We start from the raw sequence: 15,673 nt of genomic DNA, 5'->3' as shown, positions 1-15,673 counted from the left end.
TCCATACATTATTTTTCTATTTCTGTTAACATTCGCAGCTGTTCATTATATTTATGTTGCGGTAATCTCACATAACCAACTTCTTCAACTAAATCTCCGCCATGCGTGAGCATAAACGAAAGATAACGAGCGACACTAGCTTTTTTTTGCACTGCTGCATCATTCGCATATACATATAACGGTCTCGAAAGCGGACTATACTTACCAGATTGAATTGTCTCTTTCGTTGGCAATACACTGTTTATAGAAACAGCTTTTACTTTATCTTTGTTCGCCACATAATAGGCATATCCAACAAAAGCAATCGCATTTTTATCATTTTGAACCCCTCGAATTAACACATTATCATCTTCTGATAGTGTAACTCCTTTTGTAATAGGGTTCTTTTCTAGTACAATACTTTGAAAATAATCGTATGTTCCAGAATCAACACCTGGTGCATAAAACGAAATGCGTTCACGTGGCCACTTCGGGTGAATGTTAGACCATTGTTTCGCTGACCCATTTTCTTGCCACAGCGCTTTAAGTTCCTCGAGCGATAAATTATCTACCCATGTATTATTACGGTTCACAATGATAGTAAGACCGTCATATGCAAGTTGAAATGGTGTATATGTTATTTGATTTTTTTTTACAAATTGTTCTTCTTCTTCTTTTATAGGACGAGAAGCATTATTTAAATCCACTTCTCCTTTTCCAAAACGATGAAATCCTCCACCTGTTCCTGATATACTAATTGAAATTTTCACAGATGGATCATACTTCGTATACTCTTCAGCAACAGCTTCCATAATTGGAAAAACTGTTGAGGAGCCGTCAACCCTCACTTCCTTTATAGCTCCAGCATGTACAACTGAACTACAAAAGAAACTAAAACAAGCTGACATCGCTAGAAGCATCGCTCTTGCACTGCGCTGTTTCACGTCATGTTTCCTCCTAGGAGTACCCTGATAACAGGATTACACATATAAGAATAATACTGAACTATTAATGCTGTTTTAATGATTTGTAAAAGTTTTGTAAATAAAGTGAAACTTCACTCAGTGGGGGGGCTTCATCCCCCACTGAGTGTTAGTTGAACCAATCGGGCTTTTACGTGCTTCTCCCACCTAAACTTCTCTGCATCCTCTAAGTTTTGAGCTGGGAGAAGCACGTTAATGCGGGATAAACTGCATATTAAAAAGGAAGAACCTTTTTCTTTTAGGTGGAAGAGGGCATCTGGCCATGCATTGTAACGGTCAGGGCCTTTGACTGTCTCTCCCTTTGTTTAAACACAAGTAGGAAATGGGCTCGTTACTCTTATTCTCTTCATAACAGTAACTTTGCTTTGTAAAAAGCGAAATTCTCTTTATCAAACAGCTTGTACACCTCTTACTCTCACCATATGCAATAACAATAAAAAAAAGCACACTATCTTCATCGATAGTGTGCTTCGTTTTTTATATTTTTATTCTTCTGTTGTACTTTCGCTATTTTCAGCTTGTTCCGTACCACCGTTTGCTCTTTGTTCTTTTAGTTCGAAGTAAGCATCCATAATCCCTCGGCCAATTTTTTTATTGACTGCATTTTTATCACTAGATACCCAAGGTACAACAACTGAAAAAGCAACTTCTGGATCGGAAGCTGGCGCATAACCAACTAACGTTAAATTATATGTTATCGGAAGTTCTCCACCATTTCGCTCTCGGACAGTTTTATCAGGTCCAGCATACGTTGCCTCTGCTGTTCCAGTTTTTCCAGCTGGGTCATACGTTGCACCTGCAAAACCACCATTCCCATATCCTGTTCCTTTTTGTGTCTGGAATACCATCTTAAATCCTTCTTGAACACGACTAATATCATCACTACTCATGTCTACACTATTTAAAACAACTGGCTCCATTGAATGAACAACTTTTCCAACTTCATCTGGATTTGTTGTTGCTTCCCGAATTTCTTTAATTACTTGTGGCTGCATACGATATCCACCATTTGCAATTGTAGATACGTACTGCGCTAATTGAAGAGCTGTATACGTATCAAACTGTCCAATCGATAAGTCTAACAGTTTCCCTGGTTCGCTTGGGTTTTGCTGTCCTTTAAAACCAGCTACTTCATTTGGAAGGTCAATACCTGTTGGTACTCCTAATCCAAATTGGTTAAAGTAGTAACGCATGTCTTCATATGCTTCTGATTTTACTTTCAGCGGTCCCCCTTGTACATATGGTACACCTGCCATACGTAATGCCGTTTGGAACATATACACGTTTGATGATTGCTGAAGCGCTGTTAAATCATTAACAGGTCCAAGAGGTTTCCAAGACCCTTTTTTCAAACCACCTTTAAATGTCATTGGAGTATCATAAATTGACGTTCCATGTGAAATAGCATCCGTTTCAAATCCTGCTAATACTGTTGCACCTTTTACAACAGATCCCATTTCATACGAACTTGTCATCGTTCCAAGCGCATAGTCTTGTATTTTCGTTTCCCCATCTTCAGTGACAAATTGCTTTCCTGCCATTGACAGTACTTCACCGTTTTTCGGATTCATCATAACAACAAACGCTCGGTCCATATACGGAGCAGAAGATTTTGTAGCTCTTAATTCTTTCTCAAGAATCTCTTCTACCTTTGCTTGCAACTCCATATCAATTGTTAACTTTATGTTGTCACCACTTTGTCCTTTTGACAAGTAAACCGTTTCAAGAATATTACCTTCTGCATCCGTAATATTCTTAACCTCAGCTTCGGTACCGTGCAGCATATCATCATATTGCTGCTCAATATAACTTTTTCCAACGCGGTCATTACGGTTGTAGTCACGCACAAGATAATAATCTAATCGTTCATGTGGTAAACCTTCTTCCGAACTTGTTACACCACCTAGAACTGTGCGTAACATTGGATCATATGGATAATGACGATCCCAGTCAACCGTCGTATCAACACCTGGAAGTTTTGCTAAGTTTTCACTTACAACAGCATATTCTTTTGGAGTCACATCTTTTTTAATGATTTGCGGTGTCATAGAATAGCCGCTATCCATCTTACTTTTAATTGCTAATACTTCTAAGTCATTTGCAGTTAACTCATTTAACTCTTCTTCTGTAATACGATCACGTTGACGCTGTGCCAACTCTTTCTCATCAATTTTCTCTGCTTTTAAATCTGTTTGATCTTGCTTCGTAATTTTCTTTTGGGCACGCTCTTCATTTAAAGAAATCCAGTAATCTTTTTTGTCGCGTTCCGTCAATTTTTCTGGCGAAACTTCAATCAATTTTGCAAGTAGTTTCGCAGTTTCTAAACGATCTTCTGACGTCGACCCTTTCATTCTCGTAAATGTAATCGTTCGAAGTGGTTTATTATCTACAACAAGGTTACCGTTTCGATCTTCTATTTTCCCACGTGGCACTGGTGTACTTACTGTTGAGTTTTCTTTTCGCTCCACTTCATTTCGATAATCTTCACCGTGTACAATTTGTACCATTCCTAGCCTAACGATAACAGCTGAGAACATTAAAAATACACAGAAAAACAATACATTTAACCGAAATGGAACGTGGGTCTTTTTTTTCTTCTTTTTCTTACTCATACGCTCCCCCCTCTACTAACAGTTATGTAATTTGAAAGGGACACCTATTTAGGTGTCCTATTGACTGTTACATATGTCCTCTCATTTTAACATAAAACATAGTAGAAGTTAACCTTCTCCTTCCGTCTGGTTTTGTGTCGTTTGAGCGACCGTTAAGCCTGTTTTTTCTAAAGGTTCGTCATCATATGTGACATTTCGAATTGCAAAATAAATAAGAAAATGTCCTGCTCCTAATATAAGCAGCAAAAATGGTAAACTCTTCTCAGCCGGAAATAATGATACTGCGATTAAGAAGCTACCAACTGAAACAATTCGGCCACCATTTAACCATAGTTCACGCACAACAACATACTCGACGCGCCATTCTCTCGCATTTTTCGCTCTTCCGATAACGTCATACGTCATCGAACCGTATGGAACGAGAAGGATTGGATAAGCAATCGCAATACAAGCTGCATAAATTAACAACTTTACATACGTCACATCAAAAACAACTAAAAATACAACTGCATACAAAATGATACCGCCTACTAAAATTGCTTGTTTGCGCCACTTCTTTTTTAACGTCCTTGCCACGATGTAATAACAAATAAATGAAATGGCAGAATTCACTAATCCGTATTGTCCTAAAGCCATTTCACTGCCTGATGCTAAATATACATAAACAGAAACAACAAATAAAAATGTCCCTTCGCGTAACCCTTGGCAAAAGTGAGCCCTCGTAATTCGCGCCCAGTTTTTATCATATTCCCGTTCTTTCACTACCTTTACAATCTCATATTGACCTTCACATTCACGTTTTGTAAGAAAAAAACTTACGACAACTGCAATTGTAAACAAGGTTAACGAAAGGAAAAATACAAACGTATAACCATCCCATTTTTTCATATATGAAATGATATAACCAGCTGCTATTGGTCCAATCATTCCAGAAAAAGAAGTAAGCAATCCAAGAAATCCATTGAAAAAGTCACGTGTTTCTGGCTCTGTAATTTCAAATGTAAGCAAGTTAAATGAAAGCCAGTAAAATCCGTACCCCGTACCTAATAAACCACCTATTAAAAATAGAAAATTCGAGGAGTTTTCTCCCGCTACAAGTACCGTAATAAAAAAAAGGGCTAACGTTCCTACCCCAATTCTTAACAGAATCGATCGATCAATTTTCTTGGCCAGCTTGCCTGCTACTATAAATGTGAGTGGCTGTAATATAACAATTGCTAAGTTATACACTCCAATACTAAAAAAATCTTTTGTTTGCTTCCATAAATAAATGTTCACAAACGTATTGGATAACGCAATCGCTAACGTATATAATCCACCGACCGTAAGCAATAATAGTAAATCGCGATTCACCTCTACATCGCCAATTAAATGTTTCCACCTCATAGCATAACTCTCCTTTACTACATGTTCTAGTCTTCCAAAGACAAGCACAATTATGTAAAAGAAAGTCAATAAAAAAGCTAGGAGACATTCTCCTAGCTTTTCAAGTAATGATTACTATTTTGCGTCTTGGTAACGTTTTTCAACTGCATTCCAATCTACAACGTTCCAGAATGCACCGATGTAGTCAGGACGACGGTTTTGGTAATGTAGGTAATAAGCATGTTCCCAAACATCTAGACCTAAAACAGGTGTTTTACCTTCCATTAATGGAGTGTCTTGGTTTGGTGTGCTTGTTACTTCTAATTCACCGTTGTTTACAACAAGCCAAGCCCAACCAGAACCGAAGCGAGTTGCACCAGCTTTTGCGAACTCTTCTTTGAATGCATCGAAGCTACCAAATTTCGCTTCAATTGCAGTTGCAAGTTCACCTACTGGTTGTCCACCACCGTTTGGTGAAAGAATTGTCCAGAATAAAGAGTGGTTTGCATGTCCGCCGCCGTTGTTACGAACAGCTGTGCGAATTGCTTCTGGTACTTCGTTTAAGTTTGCCACTAACTCTTCAATGCTTTTTTCAGCTAATTCAGCATGACCTTCTAATGCTGCGTTTAAGTTTGTCACATACGTGTTGTGATGTTTTGTATGATGGATGTTCATTGTTTCTTTGTCAAAGTGAGGCTCTAAAGCATCATACGCATAAGGTAAATTTGGTAATTCGTGTTTTGCCATTGTTACATTCCTCCCATTATATGTATTGTCAATACAATTGACATACACATTCATTTTACCCTAATTATAACAGGGTGAAAACAAATTTAATTGCCACCATTAACGTAGCAAATTTCCCATCTCTTTTCAAATAAAATGCCTATGTTTGCGTAAAAAAACTCCCTTCTATATAAGGAAGTCTTTTTCGCATTATGTAATATATGAAATGGATATGGACCCTGTAGGACTCGAACCTACGACCGGACGGTTATGAGCCGTCTGCTCTAACCAGCTGAGCTAAGGGTCCATGACTTTATTGGCGATTAAAATAAAACGATATTTTACTGTTCTTTATCAATATGTATTGTTCATATCAATTGTGACTCGTACTTTTTACTACACAAAACGATTCTCTTAAAAAGGGTTTTAAGCAATTTCTGGACCTATCAAACAAAATCAGCCCTACTCTTGTTTAAACATGGCGTGTGGCCAAAAAAGGCTCTGACCGCTACTACACATCGCGTGACCCTCTTTACCCTCAAAAAAGAAAAAGGTTTTGAAGTTTTTTTAATTTTCATTTATCTAAATTTACCATATAAAAAAGAAATATGTCAATTTATATTTCCCTACACTTGTAGTCATTGTAAAACGTACGTTACAATGGAATTATTACATAGAACAGATTAAAAAAGGAAGTGAATGCATGTCCATATTTACACAACTACTTAAAAGCTTATACTCACCAAAAGAGATGGCATTGTTCCGTTTTCAAAAAATGGGAAAAACTATTCTTTACATTATGTTACTAACTCTGCTTGTGACAATTCCAAAAGCTGTTGCAGTTGGTGACTTGATTAAAGAAGGAACTCATGTTTTGAATCAGATGATTGATGAAGAAATGCCTGATTTTAAAATAGAAGATGGTAAGCTTACTGCTGATATTACAGAACCAATTGTACAAGAAGAAAATAATTTTACATTTGTACTAGATCCAAACGCAACAGATATAAGTAATTATAAAAAGCAAGACGGCATCTTTATTTTACAAGATAAAATGATTGTTGTTGACCAACAAGGGGAACAACCTTTTTCATATAGTGAATTTGGAATTACAACGTTAGAAAAGAAAGACTTACAAGATTTCGTTTCTACTATTGATGGTATTTACCCAATTTTAACATTTGTCATCGGCATACTCATTTATTTATTCTGGTTCATGTTCTCATTTATCGGTATTTCATTATTAGCGTTCATCGGCTCAGCTATGAACGGAAAGCGTAAATTATCGTATAAACAAAATTGGATTTTAACAACTTATAGCCATACGATTCCGATCGTCTTCTTTATGATTATGGACTTCTTAAAAGTTGCTGTTCCTGGTAGCTTCTTTATCTTTATTGGTGTAGTTCTAATCGTTCTTTACTTAACAATAAAAGAAATTCCACAACCAAAAGAGAAAATCGAACAATAATATATGCTTGTCCAAAAAAATGCCATAATGGCATTTTTTTTTTGGACAAGCATATATTTCTTTGTAAGGAGGGAAAACAAATGAAAAAACGATTAGGCATATTACTATTTATCATCACAGTCAGTTATATTTTGTATTATGATATGAGAGTTGGAACATTACCGATGTTAAGTACATATTCCAAAGCAAAAGAAACAGTAGCCACTGTCAAAAAAGATGTAAAAGAAACAAATAAAGCATATAAATCTATTGAGGTAAAAACAGGAGATACCGTCTTATCTATTACAGAAGAAATTAACAAGAAGAAAATCCCTTCTATTGATCAAGTTATTCATGACTTCAAACAATTAAATAACAACACCTCCCCTTCTAGCATTCAAATCGGAAAGTCCTATAAATTCCCAGCCTATCAATGACGACATATATAATCCTTGTCAATCATATAAAAACGCTGATACAATAGAAAAAGTGAAACTGGCAATATCAGTTTCCGCTAGCCAGCATATGGCTATAATTTAAGAAACTTCTTTCATAAGGAGAGCGATCAATTCGTGAATGAAATGACTCATCGTACAAAAACACGTCCTGTTAAAGTTGGAAATTTAACAATCGGCGGTAATAATGAATTAATTATACAAAGTATGACAACCACAAAAACGCATGATGTAGAAGCAACTGTTGCTGAAATTAAGCGTTTAGAAGAAGCTGGTTGTCAAGTCGTCCGCGTAGCCGTTCCTGACGAACGTGCTGCAAATGCGATTGCAGACATAAAAAAACAAATTAACATTCCATTAGTTGCGGACATTCACTTTGACTATCGTCTTGCTTTAAAAGCAATTGAAGGCGGTATTGACAAAGTTCGTATTAACCCAGGTAACATCGGTCGCCGTCATAAAGTAGAGGCTGTTGTAAATGCTGCGAAAGAGCGAGGTATTCCAATCCGCATCGGTGTAAATGCAGGTTCACTTGAGCGCCATATTTTAGAGAAATATGGCTATCCAACAGCTGATGGTATGGTGGAAAGTGCGCTTCATCACATTAAAATTTTAGAGGACCTAGATTTCCATGATATTATCGTATCAATGAAAGCGTCCGATGTAAATTTAGCAATCGAAGCATACGAAAAAGCTGCACGTACTTTTGACTACCCATTACATCTTGGTATTACAGAATCTGGTACATTATTCGCCGGAACTGTAAAAAGTGCTGCCGGCCTTGGCGCAATCTTAAGCCGCGGCATTGGAAATACACTACGTATTTCATTAAGTGCTGACCCAGTTGAAGAAGTAAAAGTTGCCCGTGAGTTATTAAAATCATTTGGCCTTGCTTCTAACGCTGCGACGTTAATCTCTTGCCCAACTTGCGGTCGTATTGAGATTGACTTAATCAGTATTGCAAACGAAGTAGAAGAATACATTTCTAAAATTAAAGCACCTATTAAAGTTGCAGTGCTTGGCTGTGCTGTAAACGGACCTGGTGAAGCTCGTGAAGCTGATATCGGTATTGCAGGAGCGCGCGGAGAGGGACTTTTATTCCGTAAAGGTGAAGTTGTTCGTAAAGTACCTGAAGAAACAATGGTTGAAGAGCTGAAAAAAGAAATCGATAAAATTGCTGCAGAATATGCTGCTAAGCAAGAAAAGTAAACAATAAAAAAGCTTGTTGGTTATATAACCAACAAGCTTTTTTATTGTGCACACTTTGGACAACGACCGTATATTTCAAACTTATGTCCCGTTACTTCATATCCTGAGAAATCTTTGTTCATTACATCCATTGGACATGCGGTAATTTCTTTCGTTCCCCCGCAGTCTAAACAAATAAAATGATGATGATGTTCTGTAACGGAGCATTTAAAACGAAAATGTTTCTCTCCATTTAATTCTGTTTGCTCTAGCACACCAATCTCTACAAATACTGTTAAATTACGGTATATCGTATCAAAACTTAAACCAGGATAATCATCCTTCATATGTTCCAAAACGTCTTTTGCCGTTAAATAACGATTGTGAACAGCAAAGACACGAAGCATCTCTTCGCGCTTTCCAGTATGTTTATACCCCTTCTCTTTCATAAGGTGTAAAGCTTCTGTCAGATTCATAACTATCCCTACTTTATGCAGTTTTTTTCTTCTTCCATAAGATTGCACCAATTAAAATAAGAACCGATAACATAACAATTGTTCCGCCCGGAGCTAAATCAAGCTGATAAGCAGATAACATTCCACCAATTACAGCGATTTCTCCAAAAATAATAGAAAAGAGAATTGTTTGTTTAAAGCCTTTTGCAATGCGAATACTAGCTGCAACAGGCAAAGTCATTAATGATGAAACAAGCAGTATTCCGACGACACGCATTGAAACCGCAATAACAAGCGCGACTAGGACAATAAAGATAAAATGAAGCCATTTTGCTCTAAGTCCGGTTGCTACTGCATACTCTTCATCAAATGATAATAAAAACAGCTCTTTATATAATAAAATAATTGTCGCTGTAACGATAATTGCGACAATACCAATAATCAATAAATCACCGCTCGTTACCGCACTCACACTACCAAACAAGTAACTAAACAAATCTGTATTAAATCCATCTGCAAGTGAAATGAAAATTACACCAACACCAATTCCTGCTGATAAAATAATCGGAATGGCTAACTCTTGGTAATGCTTATATACAGTACGTAACCTTTCAATTAGTAGTGCGCCACCAATTGAAAAAATCATCCCCATGTATAGTGGATTTAAAAAACCACCAACAAAAATCGTTTTTTCTAATAATAAGCTCGCGGCAATACCTGATAATGTCACGTGACTAAGAGCGTCGGCAATAAGAGAAAGACGACGAATCACAACAAACACACCAAGAAGCGGAGCAACAAATCCAATTAAAACACCTGCATATAAAGAATTTCGTAAAAAATCATATTGTAAAAAATCTTGTATCATCGTACCCCTCCATGATGCTCATGATCATGCTTCAGGCGATGAACATGATGTCCATATAATAATGACATTTCTGCATCTTCTAGCTCTTGGAATGCTTCAACATTTCCGTGGAAATGTAAATGTTGGTTTAAACAAGCAACGTGTGTAACCTTTTCTGTGACAGCTCCCATATCGTGTGTGACAAGAATGAGTGTAATCCCTAAGTGTTTATTTAAATGCTCTAACATGTCATAAAAACTCTCTACATTTTTCACATCGATCCCGACAGTAGGCTCGTCTAAAATTAAGAGCTGCGGATTACTTACAAGTGCACGTGCAATGAAAACACGCTGCTGCTGTCCACCAGAAAGCTCTCCAATATTTCGGTCTATAAAATCACTCATACCAACATTGGCAATCGCTTCTTTCACTTTCTCCTTATCCGCTTTCGTTAAGAAACGAAATAAACCTTTTTTTGAAACAAGCCCCATCGAAACAACCTCAAACACAGTTGCTGGGAAACCAGAGTTAAAACTGTTTGCTTTTTGAGAAACATATCCAACTTTATTCCAGTCTTTAAACTTTTTGCTATCAATGCCAAATAACCGAATATTCCCTTCCTTCGGTTTCAAAATGCCTAATATGCATTTTAATAATGTCGATTTCCCTGAACCATTTGGTCCTACTAAACCTAAAAAAGCTCCATTCGGAACCTGTAAATTAATATGTTCTAGCACATTTCGATCTTCATAACGAAACGTGAGGTCTTCTATTTCTAATATATATTTCATGTTCTCTCACCTATTCAATTCAGAATGATTCCGATTTACTACTGTTTGCATTATATTATACTTCGGTAAGGGTTGTAAACCAATTTACATACTTACTTTATACAAACCTCTTTATTATAACAAAAAGCAGAGAAAATCTCTCTGCTTTTAATGAATTGCTGATTTAAATTTTGCACCTTTTACTTCTTGTGTATTCATAATTGTAATAAAGGCCTTTTCATCAACTTCATGTACAAGTGCTTTTAATTTCGTTACTTCTAAACGAGTAACAACTGCATAAATCACTTCTTTTTCTTGATCTGTATAACCGCCTTTACCTACAAGTTTTGTTGTTCCCCGTCCTAGGCGGTGTAAAATGGCATTTGAAACTTCTTCATAATAATCTGAAACAATAATAACAGCCTTTGTTTCATCTAAACCTTGAATCACAATATCAATTGTTTTGAAAGCAATATAATACGTCATAACAGAGTACATCGCCTGTTCAACCCCAAACACAAATGCTGCCCATGTAAAAATAAATAAGTTCACAAACATCACAAACTCACCGACAGAAAACGGGAGTTTCTTCGTTAATAAAATACCCATAATTTCTGTTCCATCTAATGAACCACCATGGCGAATAACAATACCTACACCAACACCTAAAATAAGCCCACCAAATACAGTTGCTAAAATCGGATCCGTTGTAAAGGGATCTACGCCATGCAGCAGCGATTCAATGAACGCTAAACAAACAATACCAAAGATTGTAGATAACATAAATGTCTTACCAATTTGTTTATACCCTGAATACATAAACGGTAAGTTGAGGACTACGACTAAAGTGGAAAAACTTAACCACCAAACAGTTGGCGTTAAATAATCTAATATGAGGGAAACACCTATAATACCGCCGTCAATAATTTTATTTGGCATTAAAAACAATTCGATTGATACCGCCGCACAACCAGCACCAAAGATGATCATTATTAAGCGATATAAAATATGAGCTGCACTTTCTTTTTTATGCTGTTTTTTCTCCATAATACCTCCCTATATTGTTTTTTATGTATTTTACTTCTTCTATTATAACATAGCTCTACTTTCCCTAAGAGGAAAACCCTTTTCACTGGAATATATACAAGCTGTCCCTACATATATTCGGATATACATGTCATGAAAGGGGACTACAATATGAATATAATTCAACAGCTCGTCAACAAAAAATTAAACAACATGACACCAAAAGAATTGTTAAAATACAGCAAAGAATATAAAGTATCCATTACACCTGAACAAGCCGAACAAATTGTTACCCTCATTCAAGGAAAAAACATTAATATTTATGATCCAGATTCAAGGTTGCTGTTATTACAGCAAATAGCAAAAGTAACTTCATCAGCTACAGCGCAAAAAGTAAATACGTTATTTCAACAACTACTAAAATAAGGAGGGGATCCCCCTCCTTACTGTGCTTTTATCTTCTCTAAAATACCTTCATCAAACGTACCGTTCTTGAACATTTCAATTTCGAATTTATATGGTGCTTTTTTGTCGTTTTTATCTTCACCTACATACGGCGTTTCTAAAATTTTCGGCACATGCTGTAATTGTGGGTGATGGACAATATGATATAACGCTTTATATCCAATATGACCAAATCCAATATTTTCATGGCGGTCTTTCCCTGCTCCACGTACATTTTTACTATCATTAATATGCAACACTTGTAGACGGTCAATCCCAACAATTTTATCGAATTCGTTTAATACGCCATCAAAGTCATTTACAATATCATAGCCCGCATCATGTGTATGACACGTATCAAAGCAAACGGACAACTTTTCATTAAGCTTAACTCCGTCAATAATTTTCGCAATTTCGTCAAAACTACGGCCACATTCCGTTCCTTTTCCGGCCATTGTTTCTAATGCAATATGAACGCGCTGCTCTGGTGTTAACACTTCATTTAAACCTTCAATAATCTTTTTAATTCCTGCATCAGCTCCTGCACCAACATGCGCTCCTGGATGAAGGACGATTTGCGTTGCTGCACCTAACGCTTCTGTTCTTTCAATTTCCATGCGAAGGAAATCTACACCTAACTGAAACGTTTCTGGTTTAATTGTGTTCGCAATGTTAATAATGTAAGGAGCATGTACAATGATTTCTTCAATCCCATTTTGCTCCATATGTTTACGACCAGCTTCTATATTTAAATCTTCAATTGGTTTTCTTCTCGTATTTTGCGGTGCTCCTGTGTAAATCATAAATGTTGTTGCACCGTAAGAAACAGCCTCTTCACTTGCTGCTAATAACATTTTCTTTCCACTCATTGAAACGTGAGATCCAATTTTCAATATAACCACCTCTTCTTCATGCAATAGGTATAATAATAGCATAATTTGTAGAAATGTGAAGCAAAGTGCTCCAAAAGAAAAAAGATAAGGAAATCCCTTATCTCTTTTTACCACTATACTTTTTCTTCACTTTTTCACGCTGTGCTTCTAGCTTTTTCTTATAACCCGGTTTCACTTTTTTCGGCTTTTTCACAACTTTTGTTGCCATAACCTCAAGTTCCGCGTTACCTTGCTTTTTACGATTTTTACGACGATGACGTGGTCCTAAATCTACCCACTCATCTCCTTTTAAATCTACGTGATGGAACTCAATGTTACGTTGCTTCTCTAAACGATCTAAAGCTTCTTCATCTGCTGGATGATATAGTGTTGCTGCAATACCAGAATAGCCGGCACGAGCTGTTCGGCCTACACGGTGAGTAAAGAAGTCTAAATCAGACGGAAGTTCGTAGTTAATTACGTGACTGATCCCTTCAATATCAATTCCACGTGCTGCTAAGTCAGTTGCTACAATGTATTGGAATTCTAAATCACGAATTTGCTTCATCATTTTTTTACGCTCACGCGGCGATAAGTCTCCGTGAATACGACCAACCTTTAAACCACGCTCTGCTAAACCATCTGCTACTTCATCAGCCATTTTCTTTGTATTTGTGAAGACGATTGCTAAATATGGCTGATATTGAAGTAACATATCTTTCACTAACGCAATTTTATTGCGATGTTTTGCTGGAATTAAATAGTGCTCTAAATTCACAGCTGTAACTTGTTTTGGATTGATATGAATATGTTCTGGATTTTCCATATATTTCTTCATGAATGGCTTTAACTTTTGTGGAATCGTAGCTGAGAATACAAGCATTTGTAAATTTTTTGGCATACGAGCCGCAATTTTATCTACATCATGAATGAACCCCATATCTAGCATTAAGTCCGCTTCATCAACAACAATAGCAGAAGCCTTATGCACAAATAAAGCTTGCTCTTCCACTAAATCTTTAATACGACCTGGCGTCCCTACAACGACGTGAGGTTGTGTTTTTAACTTCTCAATCGAACGTTGTTTATCTGTTCCTCCAATAAAGCAACGAGCTGTGATCATACGATCTTCTTCACAAAACTTTGTTAATTTCACGACCTCTTGGTGAATTTGCTGCGCTAACTCACGAGTTGGAGCTGTAATGACAAGCTGCACTTCTTCTTTACTCGCATCAATTCGGTTTAAAGTTGGAATTAAATACGCATGCGTCTTACCCGAACCTGTTTGAGATTGTCCAATAACACTAACTCCCTTTTTTACAACTGGGAAAATCTTTTGTTGAATTTCCGTAGGCTCTGAAAAACGTAATTCACGAATCGCATCTATTAAAAATGGTTTAAAATCATATTGTGTAAATGTTTGTTCTGTCATATGTTACACCTTCTTTCTTATTTCTACTGCGGTCACAAATCAGTCAAGTTAACATTATATCGAAATCCTGGCGTAAAATCTATCTTTAGTTTTTGTTTACAACGGAAAAGCACTCTTTTTACGACTGGTAGAGCTTTCATCCATACATTATCATAGTCATACAAAACACAAAGAAAGAAGAAAAAGACCAGTCTCATTTTACATAAGTTGTATAAGTTTTTTCAACTAACAACGAAAGTGGACTTTATGTATAATAACTAACCTTCTCCCTTACAATTGCATACTGTAGTGTATATACCTAATCTGAGAAAGGAGGATTTCTCTTATGTATCAGAACTCTCCTATACAGCCAATGCACATGCAGCAACAACCGCGTTATATGCCCTACCCTAATTATAGCATGCCACCATTTGTTCCAAAAAAGAAAGGTTTATTAGCAAAATTATTTAAAAAACATGACCCCGCAGCACCATTTATGCAAATGATGCCACCTTATAGACAGCTTAGTCAACACCCTTACATGCCATATCAACAACAGCCACAATATTTAGGTGGTCAACAAATGATGCAACAACCTCAAATGATGAGATCCGAGACTAAAATGATAAATCACAACGAAACAAGGGGAAGTGCAGAAGGCACTTCGAGCGGGATTGGTACCTTTTTCTCAAATTTAATTTCAAATCCAACCGGCATGTTAAACAACGTCGAAAAAGTTGTTCAAGTTGCCCAATCCGTTGGTCCAGTTGTCGAGCAATATACACCTCTCGTTCGTAGCATTCCAAGCTTAATGAAAATTTTCACGTCGAGCAATGATTCGGCAGAAGAAGCTACGGAAACGAAGCAAGATGTGACAGAAGAGCCTAAAAAAGAAAAAACTTCTGTAGCTCCTTCTCCTAAGGCTCCGACTAAGAAGAGGAAAAGAAAGAAGACACCTGTCACAGAAATAGAGGTAAAAGAAGAACCCATTGTAGCTCCTATTCCTACATCAAAGCCAAAATTATACGTATAACATTTCTTTGTCATCTGTCCTCTCCTCCTTTATAATGGTAAAAGGTTTACTTTACAA

The 15,673-nt window shown here is 36.7% G+C and carries 15 protein-coding genes and 1 tRNA gene; 5 read left to right on the top strand and 11 right to left on the bottom strand.

The window, feature by feature from the left end; all coding sequences use genetic code 11:
• Positions 1–8: 8 nt before the first annotated feature.
• From BAMA_RS10540 to BAMA_RS10520, 5 genes are all read right to left on the bottom strand, one after another.
• Positions 9–887, bottom strand: coding sequence for a PstS family phosphate ABC transporter substrate-binding protein (locus BAMA_RS10540; RefSeq protein WP_235184444.1), 879 nt, complete (start codon positions 885–887; stop codon positions 9–11).
• A 560-nt stretch (positions 888–1,447) separates the two neighbouring features.
• A complete protein-coding gene (locus tag BAMA_RS10535) occupies positions 1,448–3,574 on the bottom strand; it encodes a peptidoglycan D,D-transpeptidase FtsI family protein (protein WP_034638842.1) in 2,127 nt (708 codons plus the stop codon).
• Between the two features lie 108 nt (positions 3,575–3,682).
• Positions 3,683–4,960, bottom strand: coding sequence for an MFS transporter (locus BAMA_RS10530; RefSeq protein WP_034638840.1), 1,278 nt, complete (start codon positions 4,958–4,960; stop codon positions 3,683–3,685).
• 114 nt (positions 4,961–5,074) lie between these two features.
• Entirely contained in the window at positions 5,075–5,686 is a 612-nt protein-coding gene (gene sodA / locus BAMA_RS10525; protein ID WP_034638838.1) for a superoxide dismutase [Mn], read from the bottom strand.
• Positions 5,687–5,898: 212 nt separating this feature from the next.
• Positions 5,899–5,972: transfer RNA gene (locus BAMA_RS10520), tRNA-Ile, on the bottom strand.
• 396 nt (positions 5,973–6,368) lie between these two features.
• On the opposite strand from BAMA_RS10520, the gene BAMA_RS10515 reads away from it, so the two are divergent.
• From BAMA_RS10515 to ispG, 3 genes are all read left to right on the top strand, one after another.
• Positions 6,369–7,136 carry a DUF1189 domain-containing protein gene (locus tag BAMA_RS10515; RefSeq protein WP_034638837.1) on the top strand — a complete coding sequence of 256 codons (768 nt, stop codon included), beginning with the start codon at positions 6,369–6,371 and terminating at the stop codon, positions 7,134–7,136.
• Between the two features lie 80 nt (positions 7,137–7,216).
• Positions 7,217–7,552, top strand: coding sequence for a hypothetical protein (locus BAMA_RS10510; protein ID WP_034638835.1), 336 nt, complete (start codon positions 7,217–7,219; stop codon positions 7,550–7,552).
• Between the two features lie 144 nt (positions 7,553–7,696).
• Positions 7,697–8,779: a flavodoxin-dependent (E)-4-hydroxy-3-methylbut-2-enyl-diphosphate synthase gene (ispG, locus tag BAMA_RS10505; RefSeq protein WP_162176062.1), complete on the top strand. Its 1,083-nt coding sequence runs from the start codon at positions 7,697–7,699 to the stop codon at positions 8,777–8,779.
• A gap of 41 nt (positions 8,780–8,820) precedes the next feature.
• Here ispG and BAMA_RS10500 read toward each other — a convergent pair whose 3' ends face one another.
• The 4 genes from BAMA_RS10500 to BAMA_RS10485 all read right to left on the bottom strand — a co-directional run bounded on the left by BAMA_RS10500 (position 8,821) and on the right by BAMA_RS10485 (position 11,877).
• Entirely contained in the window at positions 8,821–9,234 is a 414-nt protein-coding gene (locus BAMA_RS10500) for a Fur family transcriptional regulator (RefSeq protein ID WP_034638832.1), read from the bottom strand.
• 13 nt (positions 9,235–9,247) lie between these two features.
• Entirely contained in the window at positions 9,248–10,081 is an 834-nt protein-coding gene (locus tag BAMA_RS10495; RefSeq protein ID WP_034638831.1) for a metal ABC transporter permease, read from the bottom strand.
• A complete protein-coding gene (locus tag BAMA_RS10490; protein WP_034638830.1) occupies positions 10,078–10,851 on the bottom strand; it encodes a metal ABC transporter ATP-binding protein in 774 nt (257 codons plus the stop codon). Before BAMA_RS10490 ends, BAMA_RS10495 begins: the two co-directional genes overlap by 4 nt.
• A gap of 147 nt (positions 10,852–10,998) precedes the next feature.
• Entirely contained in the window at positions 10,999–11,877 is an 879-nt protein-coding gene (locus BAMA_RS10485; protein WP_034638829.1) for a YitT family protein, read from the bottom strand.
• Between the two features lie 150 nt (positions 11,878–12,027).
• Between BAMA_RS10485 and BAMA_RS10480 the strand changes: the two genes are divergently transcribed.
• Positions 12,028–12,282 carry a DUF2624 domain-containing protein gene (locus BAMA_RS10480; RefSeq protein WP_034638827.1) on the top strand — a complete coding sequence of 85 codons (255 nt, stop codon included), beginning with the start codon at positions 12,028–12,030 and terminating at the stop codon, positions 12,280–12,282.
• 17 nt (positions 12,283–12,299) lie between these two features.
• Here BAMA_RS10480 and BAMA_RS10475 read toward each other — a convergent pair whose 3' ends face one another.
• Positions 12,300–13,196, bottom strand: coding sequence for a deoxyribonuclease IV (locus tag BAMA_RS10475; RefSeq protein ID WP_034638956.1), 897 nt, complete (start codon positions 13,194–13,196; stop codon positions 12,300–12,302).
• Between the two features lie 94 nt (positions 13,197–13,290).
• Positions 13,291–14,604 (bottom strand): DEAD/DEAH box helicase, encoded by a 1,314-nt coding sequence (locus BAMA_RS10470; protein WP_034638826.1) that lies wholly within the window; start codon positions 14,602–14,604, stop codon positions 13,291–13,293.
• Positions 14,605–14,929: 325 nt separating this feature from the next.
• Here BAMA_RS10470 and vrrA point away from each other — a divergent pair, with 325 nt between their 5' ends.
• Positions 14,930–15,616, top strand: a complete 687-nt coding sequence (gene vrrA / locus BAMA_RS10465; RefSeq protein WP_034638824.1) for a VrrA/YqfQ family protein — start codon at positions 14,930–14,932, stop codon at positions 15,614–15,616.
• Positions 15,617–15,673 lie beyond the last annotated feature (57 nt).

It is taken from the genome of Bacillus manliponensis (assembly GCF_000712595.1).
GTDB classification, from domain to species: Bacteria; Bacillota; Bacilli; order Bacillales; family Bacillaceae_G; genus Bacillus_A; species Bacillus_A manliponensis.
This window is presented reverse-complemented; position numbering and strand designations above follow the sequence as displayed.